We start from the raw sequence: 20,575 nt of genomic DNA on the forward strand, positions 1-20,575 counted from the left end.
CGGGCGCCGATTAGCCTCCTGCGCAACGCACAATATGTGCAGTTGCGCGTTTCGTGCGCGCCGACTGCATCAAGAACAGCCATGTTGATGGGAGAGAATGCCATGAGTGACGCTATCAATCGTCAGGTCTTGCTGGTGGAAAAGCCGACCGGGAAATTGGGACCGGAGCATTTCAAGATGTCCAGGGCCGCCATTCCCGAGCCCAGGGACGGCGAGGCCTTGCTGCGGGTGCGCTATATTTCGCTCGATGCCGCCAATCGGGCATGGATGCACGGCGCGACCTATCGCGCGGCGGTCGAGCCCAACACGGTGATGGCCGGCGGCGGTATCGCCGAGGTCGTATCGTCGAAGGCCCCCGGACTGGCGCCCGGCGACATCGTGTTCGGCGATACCGGCTGGCAGGATTACGCCGCGGTGCCGGCAAAGCATCTGACCAAAATGCCGAAGATTGAGCCGATGACGCATCTGCTCAGCGTCTACGGCATCGCCGGCCTCACCGCCTATTTCGGATTGCTCGACGTCGGCAAGCCGAAGGCCGGCGAAACCGTCGTGGTCTCGGCCGCCGCCGGCTCGGTCGGATCGATCGTCGGCCAGATCGCCAAAATAAAGGGATGCCACGTCGTCGGCATCGCCGGCGGCAAGGACAAGTGCAACTGGCTGACCTCGGAGCTCGGCTTCGATGCCGCGGTCGATTACAAGGACGGCGCGGTGTTCAAGGCGCTGCGGGCCGCAGCGCCCAAAGGCATCGATGTCTATTTCGACAATGTCGGCGGCGAAATTCTCGAAGCCTGTCTGGCGCAGATGAACAATCGCGGCCGCATCGCCTGCTGTGGCGCGATCTCGCAATATGACGGCGTGCCCTCGGCCACCGGACCGCGCGGCGTGCCCGGCCTGATCGTGGTCAAGCGCCTTATCATGCAAGGCTTCATTGTGATGGACTTCATGGACCAGCGCGACGAGGCGCTGGGTGATCTGCAATCCTGGGTCGCCTCCGGCAAGCTGAAAGTCCAGGAAGACGTCATCAACGGCCTCGAGAACACGCCGAAGGCACTGATCGGACTGCTGGCCGGCGAAAACCGCGGCAAGCGGATGATCAAGGTGTAACGCTCGGAGCCTGCGGGACCGTTTGAGGGCCCGGTTTCGCCTTTCGCGCCGCGAGCCAATTCTCGAACCGCTGAACCACGATAAAGAACGTCGGCACGAACAGCACCGCGAGGCAGGTCGAGGCGATCATTCCCGAGAACACGGTAATACCGATCGACTTGCGCGCGCTGGCGCCGGCGCCGCTGGCGACCACCAAGGGTACCACGCCAAGGATGAACGCAAACGACGTCATCAGGATCGGCCGGAACCGCGCCCGCGCCGCCCCGACCGCCGATTCAAGCAACGGCTTGCGATCGCGCACATGCAGTTCCAGCGCGACTTCGACGATCAGGATCGCATTCTTCGCCGACAGTGCGATCAGCAAGATCAGTCCGATCTGGGTATAGAGATTGTTCTCGATCCGCAGCCCCGTCAGCACCGCCATCGGCCCGAGCAGCGACAACGGCACCGCCAGGATTACCGAGATCGGCGCGTACCAGCTTTCATATTGCCCGGCCAGCACCAGATAGACCAGCAGCATGGCCAGACCGAACACATAGTAGATCTGGTTGCCGACGGTCTTCTCCTGGTACGACATCGCCGTCCACTCGAAGCCGGTACCCGGCGGCAGGGTCTTGGCCGCGATCTCTTCCATCAGCGCCATCGATTGACCGGAACTGTAGCCCTGGGCCGGCAGGCCGATGATGGTCGCGGATGGATAGAGGTTGTACAGGCTGATCAGCGAAGGTCCCACCGACGGCGTGATGGTCGCCAGCGTACCCAGGGGAACCATGTCGCCCTGCTGATTGCGCACCATCAGATTTTCAATGGCCCGCGGGGTCAGCCGAAATTGCGAGTCCGCCTGGGTGTAGACCTGGAAGGTGCGACCGAATTTGGTGAACTGGTTGACGTAGGATGATCCCAGATAGGTCGCCAGCGTGGAAAACACCTGGTCGGTCGTGACATGCAGGGTCTGGGTCTTGATCCGGTCGACCTCGACGTCGAATTGCGGCACCGATGAGCGGAACGGCGAGTTGACGCGCTGCAGCGCGCTTTGGGTCTGCGCATTGGCCACCATCGCGCCGGTCATGGCCTGCAGCTTGGCGAAATCGGAATTGCCGTCGCGCAGTTCGACCTGCATGGCGAAGCCGGCGGCGTTGCCGATGCCCTGTATCGGCGGCGGCGGGACCACCAGGATCCGCGCTTGCTGGATCGAAGCCATCTTCGCGTTCAGGCCGACGAACAGCGATCGCAGATCCTGGCCGGGTCCGCGCTCGCTCCATTCCTTCAGAATCAGATAGGCGACCCCGGCATTGGCGAGGCTCGAACTGGCATCGAGCGCCGATATGCCGGCGATGCTGATCACCTGTTCCACCCCAGGGGTCTTGCCGGCGATTTCGGTGACCTGGTCCAGCACACTCTGGGTGCGATCGAGCGCCGCGCCATCGGGCAACTGCACGGCCACCAGCAGATAGCCTTGATCCTCGATCGGAATAAAGCCGGTCGGCACCCGCGACAGGCCGTAACCACCGATGCCGATCAGGATCAGGGCGATGATAACCGACAGATTGCTGCGCGCGGCCATGCGGCCGATCAACCCGGCATAGCCGCGCTCCAGACGGTTATAAACCGAGTTGAAACCGCGGTAGAACCAGTTGCGCTGTTCCGGCGGCACCGATGGGCGCAGCCACAGCGCGCATTGGGTCGGTTTCAGTGTCGCCGCGTTGACGGCACTGAGTAGCGCGGTCGCCGCGATCACCAGCGCGAACTGCGCATACATCCGGCCGGTCAATCCCGGCAGAAACGCCGCCGGCAGGAACACCGATATCAGGACCAGCGTGATCCCGATGATCGGCGCGAACAGCTCATCCATCGCCTTGATCGCGGCATCATGGCTGGACATTCCCTTTTCGATGTTGTGGGCGGCGCCTTCGACCACGACGATGGCGTCATCCACCACGATTCCGATCGCGAGCACGATCGCAAACAACGTCGACAGGTTGATGGTGAAGCCGAGCGCCGCCATCGCCGCGAACGCGCCGATGATCGTCACCGGCACGGTGGTCGCCGGAACCAGCATCGCGCGCCAGTCCTGCAGGAAAACCAGGATCACGACCAGAACCAGCAGGCCGGCCTCGATCAGCGTCTTGTAGACTTCATCGATCGACGCCGAGACGAATTTGGTGGTGTCGAACGGCGTGTCGTATTTGACGTCCTGCGGAAATTGCGCCGCCAGCGCCGCCATCTTTTTCTCGACCGCCTTCTCGACTTCAAGCGCGTTGGCGCCGGGAGACTGGAACACACCGATACCGGTCGCCGGCTTCTTGTTGAGCGAGAAGATCTGGCTGTAGGTCTGCGCGCCGAGTTCGACCCGGCCGACGTCGCGCACCCGGGTGACGTCGCCGCTGTTGCCGGTCTTGACGATGATCTCCTCGAACGCGCCCGCGTCATCGAGCCGGCCGTTGACGTTCAGCGTATACTGAAATGCCTGTCCGGGCGGCGTCGGCGGCATGCCGACCTGCCCCGCGGTCACCTGCTGGCTCTGCTGCTGGATCGCCTGGATCACGTCCTGCGGCACCAGCCCGCGCACCTGCAGCTTGTTCGGATCGAGCCACACCCGCATCGAATATTGGCCGGCGCCGAATACGGTCACATTGCCGACCCCGGGCAACCGCGACAATTCGTCCCGGATGCTGATGGTGGCATAATTGCTGAGAAACAGACTGTCGTAGGTCGCGTTCGGGGACGTCAGGGTCACGAACAGCAGGATCGCCGTCGACTTCTTTTGTACGGTGACGCCCTGGTTCTGGACCGACTGCGGCAGCGACGACAACGCGGTCGCGACGCGGTTCTGCACCAGCACCTGCGCGAAGTTGAGGTCGGTACCGATCTTGAACGTGACCGTGAGCGTGTAGGTGCCGTCGGATCCGCTGTAGGACTGCATGTACAGCATGTTCTCGACACCGTTGACCTGCTGCTCGATCGGCAGCGCCACGGTATCGATCACGGTCTTGGCGCTGGCGCCGGGATAGCGCGTCGTGACCTGCACGGTCGGCGGCACGACGTCGGGATATTGCGCGACGGCGAGGCTGAACAACGCCACGCCGCCGATCAGGATCATCAGAATCGCGATCACGTTGGAAAGAACCGGCCGCTCGATGAAAAATTTCGAAATCATGCTCGGTCCTATTTCGAGGTCGGGCGGCTCGGCTCGATTTTTTGCAGTTGCGGGTCGACCTTCTGGCCGGGGATGGCGCGCAGCAGCCCGGCGATGACGACACGGTCATCGGCCTTGAGCCCGCTTTCGATGACGCGCAAGTCACCCTCAACCGGGCCCGTCACGACCTTGCGCTGCTCGACGACGTTGTCACCGTTCACCACCAGCACATAGCGTCCGGACTGATCGCTGCCCAACGCCACATCCGGCACCAGCAATGCGTTCTGCTGCTGATCGAAGGGAACACGGACGCGGACGTAATAGCCGGGCAGCAAGACGCGGTCGGCATTCGGCAGCACCCCGCGCACCGCGAGCGTTCCCGTCGACAGGTTGACCGTCGGCGCCGCGTAGTCGAGATGGCCCTTGTGCGGGTAACCGCTTTCGGTTTGCAGTCCGACCTCGATCGGAAACTGGGTGAGATCGCTCGTCGTCAGTCCCCGCCGCCTGGCTTCCGCCCGGACCCGCAGCACATCCTGCTCGTTGACATTGAAATTCACATAGATCGGGTCAAGCTGCACGATGGTCGCAAGTTGGGTAGGCGACGCCGCGCCGACCAGCTCCCCGACCGAGACGAGGTGGGCGCTGACAACGCCGTCGAACGGCGCGACGACATTGGTATAGCTGAAATTGACCGCCGCGATCTTGGTGTTGGCCTGCGCCTGCTGCAGGTTGGCCTGGGCGTTATCGCGCGACGACGTCGACGTATCGAGGGTCGCCTGCGAGACGGCCTGCCTGGCCACCAGATCCACCTGGCGCTTGTAGTCGGCTTCGGACTGCCGCAGCGACGCCTGCGCCCCGGCCTCGGCCGCCTGCGCCTGTTCAAGCTTGAACTTGTAGGTATCAGGCTCGATCGTGAACAGCGTGGTGCCTTGTTTCACCAGGGTGCCGTCCTTGTAGTTGATCGATTGCAGCACGCCCTGCACCCTCGCCACCAGATCGACGGTCTGGATCGGCGCGGTGTTGCCGGTGGCATCGAGAAAACGCGTGATGTTCTGCTGTACCGGCAGACCGACATCGACTTTCGGCGGCGGCGGCGGCACAAAACTGTTTTGTTCGCAGCCGCACAACGCAAAGCAGGCCGGTATGACAAAAATAATGCGGCGGACAGCGACCGCTCCCTGCGTCGGCTTCATTTCCGTCCCCCAATTGATCTCGTATCCGAGAATACTTTTTAGAGAAGGCTTTTCAAACAAGGCTTGCTGCCAATCAAGGATAGCAACAATCCGCTTGCGGTGGAACTCGAAAGAGAAAATGATCCCGCCCGCGAAAATTTTTCTGACAAACCTTTGCCAACATCACTTCAGTTGAAGCGGCGGCTCCAGCGTCAACAAGAAGGATTTATTCAAATGATCAACACGTTGAGACCTGCATTGGCGCTCTCTGCATCGCTGGCGGCGATCCTGTTCGCCGCGGCCACCCCGGCCTGTTCACAAGCCCCGACCGATGCGCAACGCAGCGCCATCAGAGCCCAATGCCGCTCGGACTACCAAGCGCATTGCGCCAGCGTCCCACCGGGCGGCAAGGCGTCGCTGCAATGCCTGCAGCAAAACATGTCGAGCCTCTCATCGGGCTGCCAGGCGGCGGTGCGTGCCGTCGAAGCCCCGGCCGCGCCCAAAGCCGAGTCGGCCCCGGCTGCGCCAAAAGCCGAATCCGCTCCGGCCGCTGCAACGGACAAGCCGGCCGCCGAGACCGAGGCGCCGCCACCGGCCCCCAAATCGGCGGCAGGTCCAAAGCCGGCGGCGAGCACCCCGGCCAAAAAGCCAAGCAGCGCGCAGGTTGCCGCGATACGAAGCGCGTGCCGCAGCGACTATCAGGAAAACTGCGCCGGCGTGCCGACCGGGGGCGCTGCAGCATTGAGCTGTCTTGAAAAGAACAAGGCGAACCTCTCACCCAATTGTCAGAAAGCCGTCAGCGCCGCCGGTGGCACGGCAGCGCCAGCGGCGGGTGGCGCGCCGGCGGATGCGGCAACCGCCAGTCCCGAAGCCGCTCCCGCCGCAACCACAGCGCCCGCGCTGGTGCTGCGGCCGATGCGGCCCCGCGAGATCATTTTCGCCCTGAGGTCGGGATGCGGCGAGGATGCCCGCGCGCTTTGCGGTGACGTTCCACCCGGCGGCGGCCGTATCGTGCAATGTCTGGCGGCGCAGGCGGCCTCGCTGTCACCTGCCTGCGCGAATGTTTTGGGTCAGTTCGCAGCGCAATAAAATAAAGCGGAAATTCTGCCGGCGGATAGACCCGGTCCACCGCCCCGCCGAATTTGCGCTATAATTTCTCTGGCGCAATCGGGCGGCGCGGATTATTCTCGACCCAATTCGTAAGTATACTGTCGATCTGGGAGGATCATCGTGCGTATCGCCGTCATCGGCGGAGGCCCCGGAGGTCTCTACTTTGCCTATCTCTGGAAACGGCGCCACCCGGACGCCGAGATCGATCTGTTCGAGCAAAATGCCGCCGGCGCCACCTGGGGCTTCGGGGTGGTATTTTCGGAACAGGCGCTCGAATTCCTGCGGGCCGACGATCCCGACACGGTCGATGCCATCACGCCGCGGATGGAGAGCTGGAAAAACATCACGCTCAATTTGCGCGGCGAAAGCGTCGAAATCGACGGCGTCGGCTTTTCCTCGATCGGACGGCTCGACCTGCTCGGGATTTTACAGCAGCGCGTTCGCGCCGCCGGCGTGACGCCGCGCTATGACACGCTGATCCAGTCGCTGGACGGCTTGACCGGCTACGACCTGATCGTCGCGGCGGACGGTCTCAATTCGCTGGTGCGCCGCAGCTTCGAGAGCGAGTTCGGTGCGTCGATATCCCATTCGACCAACAAATTCGCCTGGTACGGCACCACAAAGCGGTTCGAGACACTGTCGCAGACCTTTGTGGCGACCGAACTCGGCGCGTTCAACGCCCATCACTACCGATACTCGCCCGGCATGAGCACTTTCCTGGTCGAGTGCGACCCCGCGACGTGGCAGGCCTACGGCTTCGCCGACAAAACCATCGAGCAATCGCAAGCCATTTGCGAGCGCGTGTTCGCGGCCACCCTCGACGGACATCCCCTGGTGTCCAACAAATCGGTGTGGCGCAATTTCCCGTGGATCTGGAACGAGCGCTGGTCGCTGGGGAATAGGGTATTGATCGGCGACGCCTTGCACTCGGCCCATTTCTCGATCGGGTCGGGAACGCGGCTCGCCATCGAGGATGCGATCGCGCTGGTGAAGGCGCTGGAGGCGGAGGGCGATATCCCGGCCGCGCTCGCCTGTTACCAGACCGAACGCCAGCCGATCGTGAAGAAGCTGGTGACGGCGGCGCGCACCAGCGCCGACTGGTACGAGAAATTCCCCGACCATATGAAGCTTAACCTGATGGATTTCGCCTATAGCTATATCACCCGCTCCGGCCGGATCGACGATGCCCGCCTGCGCGCGATGTCGCCGGCCTTCATGACGCGCTACGAGGCGTCGAAACAGCGCCGCGGAAGCCAGCCATGACGCGCGAGATCGCCGACCGGGTCCCATCCGACAGCCCCGGCGCACGGGAAATCGGCTTTGCGATCCCGCAGCGCTACAACGCCAGTCGCATCCTGTTTGACAATCTGGCAAAGGGCCGGGGCGACAGGCTGGCGCTGACCGGCCCGGCCGGCACGCGTAGCTATACTGAGCTCTGCGCCGACGCCTGCCGGTGGGGCAACGGCTTCCAGTCGCTGGATCTAAAGCGCGGCGACCGCATCCTGATGTTCCTGGACGATACGCCGGCCTATCCGGCGGCGTTTTTCGGCGCGGTTCGGTCAGGCTTCGTGCCGCTCCTGATCAATACGCTGACGCCACCGGACCTGCTGCAGTTTTATCTTGCGGATTCCGGCGCGACCGTCGCCGTCGCCGACGCCGAATTCGGCGCGCGCTTCGACGCGGTCGCCTGCAAGGACACGTCGTTGCGCACGCTGATCGTCGTCAACGGCGAGGCCAGCGATCACGCGGTACCGAATGCCATCTTGGCCAAGCGGTGGTTGCCGGATTTTCTCCCTGAGCTTGCGGAAGCCGATACAGATCGCAACGAGATGGCGTTCTGGATGTATTCGTCGGGCTCGACCGGGCGCCCCAAGGGCATCGTTCATCTGCAGCACGATATGGCCTATAGCGACGCCGCGTTCGCGCGCCATGTGCTGCAGCTCAAACCCGACGACATCTGCTTTTCCGTGCCGAAGATGTTCTTCGCCTATGGCTTCGGCAACTCGGTCACCTTTCCCTTCTGCGCCGGGGCGGCGACGCTGCTGCTGCCGGGCCAACCCAAACCGGCGACGATTTTCGAGGCGATCGAGCGCTTTCGGCCTAGCGCGTTCTTCGGATTGCCGACGCTCTACACGGCGCTGACCAAGGCCGACGGCGCGGCGGCGACGGACTTTTCCTCGCTGCGCATCGCGCTCTCCGCCGCCGAGGTGCTTTCGGCCGACGTCTTCAACGGATGGAAGACGCTCACGGGGCTCGAAATCGTCGAAGGGCTGGGCTCCACCGAGGTGCTGCACATCTATCTGTCCAACCGGGCGGAAACGAAAAAGCTCGGCGCCGCCGGGCTTCGCGTGCCTGGCTATGAAATCGCGCTGCGGGACAAGGACGGCCGCGACGTCGCCGACGACGAAGAAGGCATTTTGTGGGTGCGCGGCGATTCCAACACGCCGCTGTACTGGAACCGGCCGGACAAATCGGCCGAGACCATCCGCGAGGAGGGATGGATCTATACCGGCGACCGTTTCGTGCGCGACGCCGACGGCTTTCATTTCTTCCGCGGCCGCGCCGATGACCTGATCAAGATCTCCGGCCAATGGGTCTATCCGCTCGAAGTCGAGCTTTGCCTCATCGAACATCCCGACGTGCGCGAATGCGCCGTCTTTGCGGTGGAGCTGCCGGACCGGCGCATGACGTTGAAGGCCGTTGTGGTGATGAACCGCCGCGGCTTCGACACCGGCGAGGCAACAAAGGCGCTGCAGGATTTCGTGAAGGCAAAACTCCTGCCTTACAAATATCCGCGCGAGATCAGGTTCGCCGAGGAATTGCCGAAGACCGGCACCGGCAAGATCGATCGGCAGGCGTTGTTGAGGGTGTAGGGCTCTTCCGCTTCAACGTCGTCCCGGCTCAAGGCCGGGACGACGAGGTAATTTGCCTTAAATTCCCAACCCCGTCCCGCCATACAGCCACGCCAGATCGCCATAGTAATCCTCCGACGACTTCGCGCTCATGATGGCGTTGCGCAGGCGGGCGTGTTCGCCGGCGGGGTGATAGATGTGCTCGCCGATGGCGCGGGAGAGCAGTTGGACGCGCGCGGTGCGCGGGAAGCGCTGCGCGCGATACCGCTCCAGCGCCGTGGCGTGATCCTCGGGATAGGACCCCAGCATGTGCGACAGGCACACCGAATCCTACAGCACCATGCAGGCACCCTGCGCGAAATATTGCAGCATCGGATGCGCGGCGTCGCCAAGCAGCGCGACGCGGCCGTCGATCCAGCGTTCGACCGGATCGCGGTCGCACAACACCCACAATTTCCAGTTCTTGCCGTGGCGGATGATCTCCTGCGCGCGCGGATGAATATGCGCGAAGCCCCGCATCACCTCGTCGTCGGAGCGTCGCGGACTTCTCCAGCAGGATCGAGGCAATGCCCTGTTGCGCAAGGCCGAGCGCCGCGGCGAGGCCGCCGATGCCGCCGCCCGCGATCAGGACCGGTAGAGCGGAAGCAACCATCAGCCCGCTTTCCCCAGATGTTCGAGGGCGTCTTCGGCGCGCAGCGGCACCCGCGACGCCTCGTTGTTGAGATCGACCAATTGCGTCAGCAGCGCCAGCAGCGTCTTGCGATCGGCCGGTTTCAGCGGCTGCAGCATCCGTGCCTGCGCGCGATCGACCGATGGCATGATCTCGCGCAGCACCGTCGCGCCGGCTTTGGTCAGATGCAGCAGCTTGACGCGCTTGTCCATGGAACCCGGCTTGCGCTCGATGAATTGCTTGGCCTCCAGCCGCTCGATCACACTGCCCAATGTCGAGCGATCAAAGGCGATGACCGCGGAAAGCCGCGTCGCGTCGATGCCGGGATGGGTGCGAATCGCGATCAACGCGGCGTATTGCACCGGCGTCAGGTCGTAGGCCTTGCACTCTTCCATGAACAGCGCGACCGCGATCTGCTGCATCCGGCGAAACAGATAGCCCGGCGCGGTATAGACCGCATCCATCGTGATCGGCGTTGATTTACTCGGCATCGGGCTGCCGCTCCGGTGCGGCGTCCGCGAACGCCGCCAGGTTTTTCGCGGCCGCCTCGGCCCTGAGCAGGCGCGGATAGGCGGCGAGATCGACGCCGAAGCGCCGCGCATTGGCCAGTTGCGGCACCAGGCAAAGATCCGCCAGCGTCGGACTGACGCCGAAACAGAATGGACCGGACTCATGCGCGATCAAGGCTTCGCAGGCCGCAAGGCCCTCGCGGTTGGCCCAGGCCGCCCACTCCGTCACAGTCGCATCGCCATGGCCAAGCTCGCGCAGCCGCGCCAGCACTTTCAAATTCTGCACCGGATGGGTGTCGCAGGCGATGACCTGCGCAAAGGCGCGGATTTTGGCGCGCTGCAGCGGATCCCCGGGCAATAGCGGCGGCTCGGGATGGGTTTCGTCCAGCCATTCGATGATGGCCAGCGATTGGGTGAGGGTCGCGCCGCCGCCGTCCTGCAGCGTGGGCACCAGCCCCTGCGGGTTGATCGCGAGATAGGCGGGATCGCGCTGTTCGCCCTTGCGCAGATGGTGCGGCAGATGGTCGGCGCTTAAGCCCTTCAGGTTCAACGCGATTCTGACCCGGTAGGACGCGCTGCTGCGGAAATAGCCGTGCAGCTTCATCGGAACCTCCCCTTCACGTCTGTTGTTTTCTGTAGCGTTTTATTGATCGTTTTGTTGGGTTGCGCCGTTGACGCTATCCACTTTGTAAGTATGCTGTCAATAATTCGAACAAGAATGACGGGAGGCTGCCATGGAAGCCGTACTGAAGACGCCGGAGCGCGAGGCGTTCTACAAGAAGATCGACGGCGAGAATCTCTCGGCGCTGTGGAACGTGATGGGCGACCTGATCACGCCGGAGCCCAGGAGCGCCTGCCGCCCGCATCTGTGGAAGTTCGACGCGATCCGCGACTACATGACCGAAGCCGGCAAGCTGATCACGGCCAAGGAAGCCGAGCGGCGGGTGCTGGTGCTGGAAAATCCGGGCCTGCGCGGCCAGTCCAAAATCACGACATCCCTGTTTGCCGGCGTGCAGATGGTGATCCCGGGCGACGTCGCGCCGGCGCATCGCCACAGCCAGTCGGCGCTGCGCTTTGTGCTCGAGGGCAAGGGCTCGACCACCGCCGTCGACGGCGAGCGGACCGTGATGGAACCCGGCGATTTCGTGATCACGCCATCAATGACCTGGCACGACCATGCCAACCAGACCTCCGAGCCGATGTTCTGGCTCGACGGCCTCGATATTCCGATGGTGCAGTTCTTCGATGCGTCGTTCGCGGAAGGATCGGACGAGGATCAGCAGCAGATCACCCGTCCGCCCGGCGACAGCTTCGCGCGCTATGGCCACAATCTGCTGCCGGTCGACGTCAAGCGCGCGTCCAAGACCTCGCCGATCTTCAACTATCCCTATGCCTACACCCGCGAGGCGCTGGAACAGGGGAAACTGCGCGACGAATGGGACGCCTGCCACGGATTGAAGCTGAAATACACCAATCCCGAGACCGGCGAATTCGCAATGCCGACCATCGGCACCTTCATCCAATTGCTGCCGAAGGGTTTTAAAACGGCGCGCTATCGCTCCACCGACGCGACGGTATTCGCGGCGATCGAGGGCAAGGGCCGTTCGCGGATCGGCGAGCAGACCTTCGAGTGGGGCGCGCGCGACCTGTTCGTGGTGCCGAGCTGGCAGTGGGTCACCCACGAGGCCGACACCGACGCGGTGCTGTTCAGTTTCTCGGATCGTCCGGTGCAGCAGAAGCTCGATCTGTTCCGGGAGGACAGAGGGAATGCCTAGGCTCGTCATTCCGGGGCGCTCGCTAGAGCGAACCCGGAATGACGACATAGCTTACCGCCAGTGCAGCAACCGCGTCTCCAGCCAGTTGATCAGCCGCCCAACCGCGAGCCCGAACAGCGACAGAATGACGACGCCCGCTAACAATTGATCGGTCTGCATCAGATTGCCGGCCTGCAGCACGAACGCGCCGATGCCGTACTCAGCGCCGATCATTTCGGCGCTCACCACCAGCAACAGCGCAACGGATGCGGTGATGCGGAATCCCGCCAGGATCGAGGGCAGCGCGCCCGGCCAGATCACCCGGATCACGATAGCGTGGAATGGCACGTTGAAGCTCTGCGCCATCCGGATCAGATTGCGCGGCACGGCATCGACGCCGCTATAGACCGAGATCGCGGTCGAGAAGAACACGCCGAGCGCGATGGTGGCGATCTTCGGCTCCTCGCCGATCCCAAGCCAAAGAATCAGAAGCGGCAGCAGCGCGATTTTCGGGATCGGAAACAACGCCGAGATGAAGGTGATGCCGACGCCACGCGCGAGGCTCGAGAGCCCGATCGCGAAACCGACGATGACGCCGGCGATGGTTCCGAGAATCCACCCGGTGCCGATCCGCATGATCGAATAGGACAGATGATGCCAAAGCGCGCCCGAGAGCGCGAGCTGATAGATCGCGCCCGCGATCGCCACCGGCGTCGGCAGAAACAGCGGATTGACCAGACCAACACTGCCGGCCAACTGCCACAACGCAATGGCCAGCACCAGTGCGATCCAGCCGGCATAGCGGCCCACTTTGGGAGCGAAACCGGCACCGCGAAAGGCCACCGGCCGCAGCGCGGTCTCTTCGGCTGGCCGCGGGCTCGCGGGATCATTGGCGCGGTCAAGCATGCTGGACCTCACGCTCGGCGTCGATCGCTTCCTCGCGGATCAGCGACCACAACTCGCTTTGCAGCTTGAGCAATTTTTCGCGGGCCAGAATGTCACCGCGCTCGGTGCGCGTCATGGCAATGGTGACGACCTCGCGGACCCGCCCGGGGCGCCGCGACAGCACCACAATGCGATCCGCCAGCCGCACGGCCTCCTCCAGATTGTGCGTCACATACACCGCGCCCATCGACCCATCGGCGAGCAATCTGACAAAATCCTCCATCAGCAATTCGCGGGTTTGCGAATCCAGCGCCGACAGCGGCTCGTCCATCAACAGGATCGCCGGCCGCACCGCGAGCGCGCGCGCGATGCCGACGCGCTGACGCATGCCGCCCGATAATTGCTTGGGGTAGGCGCCGCGAAAATCCGCCAAACTCGTGCGGCGCAAGGCATCCGCGACAACAGCCTCGCGTGCACTCGTGCTCAGCCCTGTATGCAGCAGCGGGAATTCGACATTCTCTTCGACCGTGCACCAGGGCAGCAGCGCGAAATCCTGAAACACGAAGGTCAGCGGATTGAGGCTTCCGGGCGGCGGCGCGCCGCGCAATTGCCCCGAGCCAGAGCTTGGCTGCAATAACCCGCCCAGCACCGACAACAGCGTGCTCTTGCCGCAACCGGACGGGCCGACGATCGCAACCACCTCGCCGGCGCCCACCGTGAACGACACGTCGTCGAGCACGTCGAGCGCGCCGAAGCGGTGGATGATGTGGTCGGCGATCAGGTCCATTGGGCGTCTCGTTTGTCACCGCAGACTACGTCATTCCGGGATGGTGCGTTAGCACCAGACCTCAGATGTGCAATAGCACATCGGGGAATCTCGAGATTCCGGGTTCGATGCTCCGCATCGCCCCGGAATGACGGCTCCGGTGATGTTTCTATCAATCCGGCTTCACATAATCCCCGGCAATAATCGCATCCACACCGAATCCCTTGTCAACAAAACCCTGCGCCCGCAGCCACTCGATCTGGTTGGCGACATTTTTCACGTCGAGCTTGCCGTCGGGATCGATATAGGCGCAATTGCCGACCACCTGCTCGAGCGGCAGATTGGTGTATTTGGCGATGATCTCCAGCAGCGGCCTGGTCGCCTCGTCGATCGGCGCCTTGCCGTCGGCGACGCCAGCCAGGATCACATCGTGATATTCGCGGTCGGCCCGCTCCAGCGCGGCCAGGAGCTTTGTCACCAGCGGCTTGTTGGTCAGGGTTTTCGGCGAGGCGAACACCGCGCCCAGCTGCCACGGCGTCTCGTCGCCAACCCAGCCCAGGAGTTTCGCCCCACCATCGTCGATCAGCTTGCGCGCTGTCGAGACCGGCAGCAGCGCCGCATCGACGGTTTCGCCCTTCAGCGCCGCGGCCGCGTTCGACAGCGATTGCATCGGCAGCACCTTCACATCTGAAAGTTTGAAGCCATATTTGTCGGCGAGCAGGCCGAGCGAATAGTGAAAACTGGAACCGACCTGGGTCACCGCGATGCGCTTGCCGGCCAGATCCCGGGGCGTCTTGAGGCCGGCGGCATAGGCGTTGTTGCTGGCGAAATAGCCGATCAGGGGATAGCCCGCCTTCTCGCGGCTCATGCCGCCGATCACTTTCAGCGTGCCTTTGCCGGCGAGATTATAGAGCCCCGCGGTGAACGCCGTAATCCCGAAATCGATGTCGCCCGACGTGGTCGCGACCGCGATCGGCTGCGCCGCGTCGAAGAATTTCAACTCGATATCGAGCCCGGCGTCGCGGAAATAGCCCTTGTCCTGCGCGATGAACACCGGCGCCGACGACGACAGCCGCAGCACGCCGACTTTGGCTTTCAATAATTCGTCGGCGTGGGCGATCCCGACCGTTGCCAGTGCCAACAAACCCGCGAGCAGAAGCCTCATAGACGCCATCATCAGGTTTCCTCGTCTTCGTTATTTTAGAGCTTGAAAGCGTCGGCGAATATTCATCCCACCCAAGTCGTCCCGGCGAACGCCGGGTCCCATAACCACCGTCCATGGTTATGAATGGAGGTATCTACCACCGTGCACGCAGATGGGACACGGCGTATGGGTCCCGGCGTTCGCCGGGACGACGTAAACCTATTTCCAGACCCCAGAAGTGAACCGCCCTACAATCCCTCAGGCACGTCCTGATCCCGCCCGATAAACGCGCCCTGTTGTTGCAACTGGTTCTGCAATTTATCGACAGCGATGTCACGCGGCATCGCGTTGCCGTCGAGCGCCAGCGCCGCGGCGGTGCCGGCGGCCTCGCCCATCGCGAAGCAGGCGCCGGAGACCCGCGCCGCCGACTGGCCGTCATGGGTCATCGAGGCACAGCGTCCGGCCACCAGCAGATTGTCGAGTCCTTCCGGCGTCAGCATCCGATACGGCAGTTCATTGAAGCCGCGCGACTCCGGAATCGGCGGGAACTTGAAGATCACGTCGCCCGCGACATGCGATTCCATCGGCCAGCCATTGACGCCGATACTGTCATCGAACGAGGCGCAGCCGAGCACGTCCTCGCCCGACAGCATATGGCCGCCGACGATGCGGCGGGTTTCGCGGATGCCGAGCTGCGGCGGCAGGTCGACGATGTAGGATTTCTCGAACCCCGGCACCGTGCGCAGAAAATTGAAGGCGTTGACGGCCTGGCGGCGGCCCTCGATCTCGCCGCGGGTGAGATCGTCGGGTTCAAGGCCGTTGATCGCGGTGCCGTCCTCGCGCGCGAGCTGCGTGAAATTCACCCGCCACTCGATCGCCGAGCGTTGCGGCCGCACGATCGCGGCCTTGCGCGGAAAACGATGGGTGCCGGCGGCCTCGGCCGCCTCCATCAGCGCCGGGATCGTCCGCCAGGCGTCGCCGGCCTTGTCGGGATCGATGCCGTTGAGCCGGAACATCATTGAGGGATAGAGCATGCTGCCGTTGTTATCGCCGACCTCGTAGCGCGCGCCGGCCCAGGCCGCGAGATCGCCGTCGCCGGAACAATCGATGAAAATCTTAGCGCATACCGCCTGCCGCCCGGCCTTGGTCTCGACCATCAGCGCGTTGATACGCCGCTCGTCATGCATCACCACGCCGGCGCCGAGCGCATGAAAGAGAACATCGACCTTGTGGGCGGCAAGCAGGTCATCGGCCGCGATCTTGTAGGCCGCGGTGTCATAGGCCTGCGCCAGAATCTTTCCGAGGATCAGATGCGGCGCGTTGAGCCCGCCAAGCCGGTCGATACGCCCGAGCAGGTCAGACGCGATGCCCTGCACCACCCGATGCATCTCGCCATAGACATTGGCATGCAGCCCGCAGAAATTGGTTACTCCGGCGGCCGTGCCCATGCCACCGAGGAATCCATAGCGCTCGATCAACAGCGTACGCCGCCCCGCTTGCGCCGCCGCCACCGCCGCGGCGATTCCGGCCGGTCCGCCGCCGAGCACGGCCACTTCATATTCGCCGTAGAGCGGAATTTTCCGCGCAGGTTCTTCGATGGTGCGAGAGGACAAGGTGAGGTTCCCGGATGGTGTGCGGGCGATCATGCCTCGGGCGGAGAGATTTGGCCATCGCGCCGGTGCTGGCGCGGCGTCCGGGCCGGTGCGCCAAAGACCCTTTCAGCAATTGCGCGCTCCGCCCCGCTGCACTAGCATCGGGCGATGTACGTCACCGCCCAAGAGAGCCGCGCTCTGTCGCATCTTTTCGGCCTGCTGGCCGAAGACCTCGCCGAGCGCGACGTCCGTGAACGCATCGGGCATCATCTGCTCGAGCTGCTGTCAGCGGATTATTACGCCTCCTTCGTCTGGGACACGCCCTCGCGCAGCTTCGGCAGCGGGGTCTGGCTCAACATGAGCCCGGATAATCTGGCCAGCTACGACGCCTATTATCAATACAATGACCCGATCACGCTGAAGCTGCAGGCGCGCCGCGAGCCGACGCTGGTGACCCAGATCATGCCGCAGCGCGACCTGATGCGAACGGAATTCTTCAACGATTTCCTCGCCCGCGACGGGCTGCATTGGGGCGTCAACGTCTACAGCTATGCCGGACAGCACAACATCGGCGACTTGCGGATTTGGCGCGGCCGCCACCGCGACAATTTCGATAACAGAACCCTCGAGCTGCTACGCCTGGTCGAACCGGCCTTTACCGGCGCCCTGATCCGAGCCGGCGGCACCTCGCCGCTCGCGGCACCCGAGCCGATCGGCGGCCCGCGGTTGTCGCAGCGCGAGCTTGAAGTAGCGCAGATGATTTGCGAGGGACTGCCGGACAAAATCATCGCCTATCGGCTTGGCGTCGAACCCTCCACCGTGCGCACCTATCTCAAGCGCATCTTCGACAAGCTCGGGGTCCACCGCCGCGGCGGCGTCGCCGCGGCCTTCGCAAGGCACCGCTAGGCCGCGCGGCCCGCGTTTTGTTTTGACGCGTTTTCTTGACGCGAACCGGCATCCACTTCGCTTGAAAACGCTTTATAATTTGGCCGGCGGCGGAATGCGTCCGAGCAGCTTTTCGAGCGCGATGCCGATCGCCAGCAGCCGGCGATCGCTTCCGGATGGACCGTCCAGTTCCATGCCGACCGGCAGCTTGCTGGTGGCGCCCAGGGCAATCGGGATTTGAATGCCGGGGACGCCGGCATTGCTGCCGGGATCGGTGTTCTGGATAAACAGGACGAAATTCGCCACGCCGCTGGCTTCAATGTTGGCGGCGACCGCCACCCTGGGCACCGTCGGAAATACGATCGCGTCGAGATGGTTGTTGGCGAAGGTCTCGCGATAGAGCTGCTGCATCGCCGGACGCGCGGTCTTGATCGCGGCGTCATAGGCGGGCTTCGCATCGACGACCGTATTGTCCGGCCCCGGCAGCTTGCGCGGAATCACCAGGCCATCATAGGTGCCCTTGACGTCAGGGCTGGCGATGCCCTTGGCCAGCTCCTCGATCGAGATTTTGGGACCGCGTTTGAGATAGGCGACCATGTCGTCATAGGCCTCGTAGAGCGCGACCGGAAAACCGACCTGCCCGTTCAGTTCCATCAGCTTCGGCATATCGACGTCGACCACGACGACCCCGGCCGCTTTCAGCTTGTCGAGTGCGGCGGAGAACGCCGCCTTGGTGTCGTCATCGAGATTGGCCGTGGTCGCGGCGACAAGGCCCAGCCTGATACCTTTCAGGCCAGCGGCCTCGATCGGCCCGCCCCCGGCGATGACGCGATCGAGCAAGGCGACATCGGTCATCGAGCCTGCCATCGGTCCCGGCGTATCGCGGGTGTGGGAGATCGGCGCCACGCCGGCTGCCGAATATCGGCCGACGGTCGGCCGCAGCGACATGCAGCCATTGAACGCGCAGGGAATGCGGACCGATCCGCCGGTATCGGTGCCGACAGCCGCCGGGATGATGCGCGCGGCGATCGCCGCGCCATTGCCCGATGAAGACCCGCCTGCGATCTTGGTCACATCATAGGCGTTGCGGACGCCGAATTCGGCGCCGGTCTTGAAAGTGAGGTTGTAACCAGTGACGCCGAAAGCCAGTTCGTGCATGTTGGTCTTGCCGACGATGATTGCACCGGCCGCGCGCAGTTTGGCCACCACGGGCGCATCGTCGCCGGGCACATAGTTTTTCAGCGCCGGCGTCCCGGCCGAAGCCGGCAGGCCGGCCACCTCGATATTATCCTTGATCGCGATCGGCACGCCGCCCAGCGGCTTGCATGACGCGTGACGGGTGCGCGCGGCGTCATAGGCGCGCGCCGCCTTGAGGGCGCCGGCTTCGTCGAGCGTGATGAACGCATTCAATTCGGCGCGCGCTTTCGCCCGCGCGATGGTGGCCGAAACCAGTGCCACGCTGGTGTATTTGCCCGCGCAAAGGTCAGCCGCCGCCTGCGTCGCGGTCAGGTGATCGAGATCGACGGCCGATTGCGCCCGCGCCCCGTTCACGGCGCAGGCCGCAACGCCTGCAAGCAAAATCGAAAGTGCGGAACAGCGATTCGGGACAAGGCGCATGGGTCGTCTCCGTAAGCAGGAACAGCCGGGCTGGCATGGCATTCCCTGGAGCCGACTATAGATCGAAGCCTGGACTTCGCCTGTCCCCATTTTCGAGGACAAGGCAGCAGCACGCCGGACGCGCGACTGGTTGCGTAATGGCGCAAGCTTGTGGAAACTGGCGTCCCGATCGTGACGCCCGGAACAGGACACCCTCCCCATGCGAATCTGCATCTTCGGCGCAGGCGCCGTCGGCAGCCATTTTGCGGTGCGCCTTGCGTTGTCAGGGCATGACGTCTGCTGCGTGATGCGCGGGCCGCATCTTGCGGCGGTGCAGGCCAAAGGCCTGACGCTTCGCGTTGGCGATGCCGAATTTTCGGCGCGCGTGAAGGCATCGGAGGACCCGGCCACATTGGGGCCGCAGGATGTCGTGATCAGCACGCTGAAAGCCACCGGACTACGCAGCCTCGCCACCGGCCTGCGGCCCTTGCTGCGCGACGACACTGCCATCGTGTTCGCGCAAAACGGGATTCCCTGGTGGTACGGTATCGGCCTTCCCGCCGATCATCCGCCGCCGCCGGACCTCGGCTTTCTCGATTCCAACGCGGCGTTACGATCCGCAGTTTCCAGGGACCGGATCATCGGCGGCGTGATCTTTTCGTCGAACGAGGCTGTCGCGCCTGGCGTCGTCGAGAATCTCTCTCCCGATCGCAACATGCTGCAAATCGGCGAATGCGACGACCGCACGAGTGAGCGGATCGAACGGCTGCGGGCCGCGCTCAATGAAGCCGCAATCCAGTCGCCGCCGGTGCCGCGAATCAGGGAAACCATCTGGTCCAAGCTGTTGACCAACATGTCGATGTCGGTGCTGTGCCTGCTGACCGGCCAAACCGCGCGGGCCGTGCGGGAAGATCCGGCCCTGCACGATGTGGTGCCGCGCCTGCTGGCGGAGGCCGACAGCATCGCGCATAGCTGCTTCCCCGACGTCAAGCGCACCACCCGCAGCGGACCGGCTCCCAATCACAAGCCTTCGCTGCTGCAGGACTACGAACTCGGCCGCGCGATGGAGATCGACGTGCTGGTCCGCGCCCCCGCCGCCTTCGCGAGGGCGGCCGGACTGTCGACGCCGATGCTCGACCTGCTGGCCGCCCTCGCCATCCGCCAGGCGCGGGACAAGGGGCTGTATCGGGAGTAAGTGTCCTTGCCTTGGCGCGTCCGCATCGAGCAGCGTGCTCCGTTTCACCTCTCCCATTGGGAGAGGTCGGATTCTCGCGTAAGCGAGAATCCGGGTGAGGGGTTTAGCTCTATCGATAGACCGTACCCCCTCACCCCAACCCTCTCCCCATGGGAGAGGGAGTGCACTGTCATTGCCGCAACATCGAACCAATGCTTCAATCCAA

Annotated in this window: 18 protein-coding genes; 7 read left to right on the forward strand and 11 right to left on the reverse strand. The window is 63.7% G+C overall.

The window, feature by feature from the left end:
- The first annotated feature begins 102 nt into the window (after positions 1-102).
- Positions 103-1,104: an NADP-dependent oxidoreductase gene (locus tag ABR948_RS07915; protein WP_428115493.1), complete on the forward strand. Its 1,002-nt coding sequence runs from the start codon at positions 103-105 to the stop codon at positions 1,102-1,104.
- On the opposite strand, the gene ABR948_RS07920 is transcribed toward ABR948_RS07915, so the two are convergent.
- Positions 1,094-4,261: an efflux RND transporter permease subunit gene (locus ABR948_RS07920; protein ID WP_428115495.1), complete on the reverse strand. Its 3,168-nt coding sequence runs from the start codon at positions 4,259-4,261 to the stop codon at positions 1,094-1,096. The genes ABR948_RS07915 and ABR948_RS07920 overlap by 11 nt on opposite strands.
- An 8-nt stretch (positions 4,262-4,269) precedes the next feature.
- The gene (locus ABR948_RS07925) at positions 4,270-5,433 is read right to left on the reverse strand and encodes an efflux RND transporter periplasmic adaptor subunit (protein ID WP_428115498.1); all 1,164 of its coding nucleotides are present in this window, start codon (positions 5,431-5,433) and stop codon (positions 4,270-4,272) included.
- Positions 5,434-5,646: 213 nt separating this feature from the next.
- Between ABR948_RS07925 and ABR948_RS07930 the strand changes: the two genes are divergently transcribed.
- From ABR948_RS07930 to ABR948_RS07940, 3 genes are all read left to right on the forward strand, one after another.
- Positions 5,647-6,501 carry a cysteine rich repeat-containing protein gene (locus tag ABR948_RS07930; RefSeq protein ID WP_428115501.1) on the forward strand — a complete coding sequence of 285 codons (855 nt, stop codon included), beginning with the start codon at positions 5,647-5,649 and terminating at the stop codon, positions 6,499-6,501.
- Between the two features lie 141 nt (positions 6,502-6,642).
- Complete coding sequence (locus tag ABR948_RS07935) at positions 6,643-7,785, forward strand: FAD-dependent monooxygenase (protein ID WP_428115504.1); 1,143 nt, start codon at positions 6,643-6,645, stop codon at positions 7,783-7,785.
- Positions 7,782-9,395: a benzoate-CoA ligase family protein gene (locus ABR948_RS07940; RefSeq protein ID WP_428115507.1), complete on the forward strand. Its 1,614-nt coding sequence runs from the start codon at positions 7,782-7,784 to the stop codon at positions 9,393-9,395. Before ABR948_RS07935 ends, ABR948_RS07940 begins: the two co-directional genes overlap by 4 nt.
- 57 nt (positions 9,396-9,452) lie before the next feature.
- Here the strand turns inward: ABR948_RS07940 and ABR948_RS07945 are convergent, their stop codons facing one another.
- The 4 genes from ABR948_RS07945 to maiA all read right to left on the reverse strand — a co-directional run bounded on the left by ABR948_RS07945 (position 9,453) and on the right by maiA (position 11,157).
- A complete protein-coding gene (locus ABR948_RS07945) occupies positions 9,453-9,683 on the reverse strand; it encodes a hypothetical protein (RefSeq protein ID WP_428115510.1) in 231 nt (76 codons plus the stop codon).
- Positions 9,684-9,704: 21 nt separating this feature from the next.
- Complete coding sequence (locus ABR948_RS07950; RefSeq protein ID WP_428115512.1) at positions 9,705-9,893, reverse strand: hypothetical protein; 189 nt, start codon at positions 9,891-9,893, stop codon at positions 9,705-9,707.
- Positions 9,894-10,025: 132 nt separating this feature from the next.
- Complete coding sequence (locus ABR948_RS07955; RefSeq protein WP_428115514.1) at positions 10,026-10,535, reverse strand: MarR family winged helix-turn-helix transcriptional regulator; 510 nt, start codon at positions 10,533-10,535, stop codon at positions 10,026-10,028.
- A complete protein-coding gene (gene maiA / locus ABR948_RS07960; protein WP_428115517.1) occupies positions 10,525-11,157 on the reverse strand; it encodes a maleylacetoacetate isomerase in 633 nt (210 codons plus the stop codon). Before maiA ends, ABR948_RS07955 begins: the two co-directional genes overlap by 11 nt.
- Positions 11,158-11,287: 130 nt before the next feature.
- Between maiA and gtdA the strand changes: the two genes are divergently transcribed.
- Positions 11,288-12,328: a gentisate 1,2-dioxygenase gene (gene gtdA, locus ABR948_RS07965; RefSeq protein WP_428115519.1), complete on the forward strand. Its 1,041-nt coding sequence runs from the start codon at positions 11,288-11,290 to the stop codon at positions 12,326-12,328.
- Between the two features lie 51 nt (positions 12,329-12,379).
- Here the strand turns inward: gtdA and ABR948_RS07970 are convergent, their stop codons facing one another.
- The 4 genes from ABR948_RS07970 to ABR948_RS07985 all read right to left on the reverse strand — a co-directional run bounded on the left by ABR948_RS07970 (position 12,380) and on the right by ABR948_RS07985 (position 16,715).
- On the reverse strand, positions 12,380-13,213 hold the full coding sequence (locus ABR948_RS07970) for an ABC transporter permease (RefSeq protein WP_428115522.1): 834 nt from the start codon (positions 13,211-13,213) through the stop codon (positions 12,380-12,382).
- Entirely contained in the window at positions 13,206-13,979 is a 774-nt protein-coding gene (locus ABR948_RS07975; RefSeq protein ID WP_428115525.1) for an ABC transporter ATP-binding protein, read from the reverse strand. Before ABR948_RS07975 ends, ABR948_RS07970 begins: the two co-directional genes overlap by 8 nt.
- 151 nt (positions 13,980-14,130) lie before the next feature.
- Positions 14,131-15,135, reverse strand: coding sequence for an ABC transporter substrate-binding protein (locus ABR948_RS07980; RefSeq protein WP_428115528.1), 1,005 nt, complete (start codon positions 15,133-15,135; stop codon positions 14,131-14,133).
- Between the two features lie 215 nt (positions 15,136-15,350).
- Complete coding sequence (locus tag ABR948_RS07985) at positions 15,351-16,715, reverse strand: FAD-dependent oxidoreductase (protein ID WP_428115530.1); 1,365 nt, start codon at positions 16,713-16,715, stop codon at positions 15,351-15,353.
- 147 nt (positions 16,716-16,862) lie between these two features.
- Between ABR948_RS07985 and ABR948_RS07990 the strand changes: the two genes are divergently transcribed.
- Positions 16,863-17,600 (forward strand): helix-turn-helix transcriptional regulator, encoded by a 738-nt coding sequence (locus tag ABR948_RS07990; RefSeq protein ID WP_428115533.1) that lies wholly within the window; start codon positions 16,863-16,865, stop codon positions 17,598-17,600.
- 72 nt (positions 17,601-17,672) lie between these two features.
- Here the strand turns inward: ABR948_RS07990 and iaaH are convergent, their stop codons facing one another.
- On the reverse strand, positions 17,673-19,196 hold the full coding sequence (iaaH, locus tag ABR948_RS07995; RefSeq protein WP_428115535.1) for an indoleacetamide hydrolase: 1,524 nt from the start codon (positions 19,194-19,196) through the stop codon (positions 17,673-17,675).
- A gap of 199 nt (positions 19,197-19,395) precedes the next feature.
- Between iaaH and ABR948_RS08000 the strand changes: the two genes are divergently transcribed.
- A complete protein-coding gene (locus ABR948_RS08000; protein WP_428115538.1) occupies positions 19,396-20,370 on the forward strand; it encodes a 2-dehydropantoate 2-reductase in 975 nt (324 codons plus the stop codon).
- Positions 20,371-20,575: the final 205 nt, after the last annotated feature.

The sequence above is a fragment of the Bradyrhizobium sp. genome (genome assembly GCF_050014615.1).
Lineage (GTDB): Bacteria > Pseudomonadota > Alphaproteobacteria > Rhizobiales > Xanthobacteraceae > Bradyrhizobium.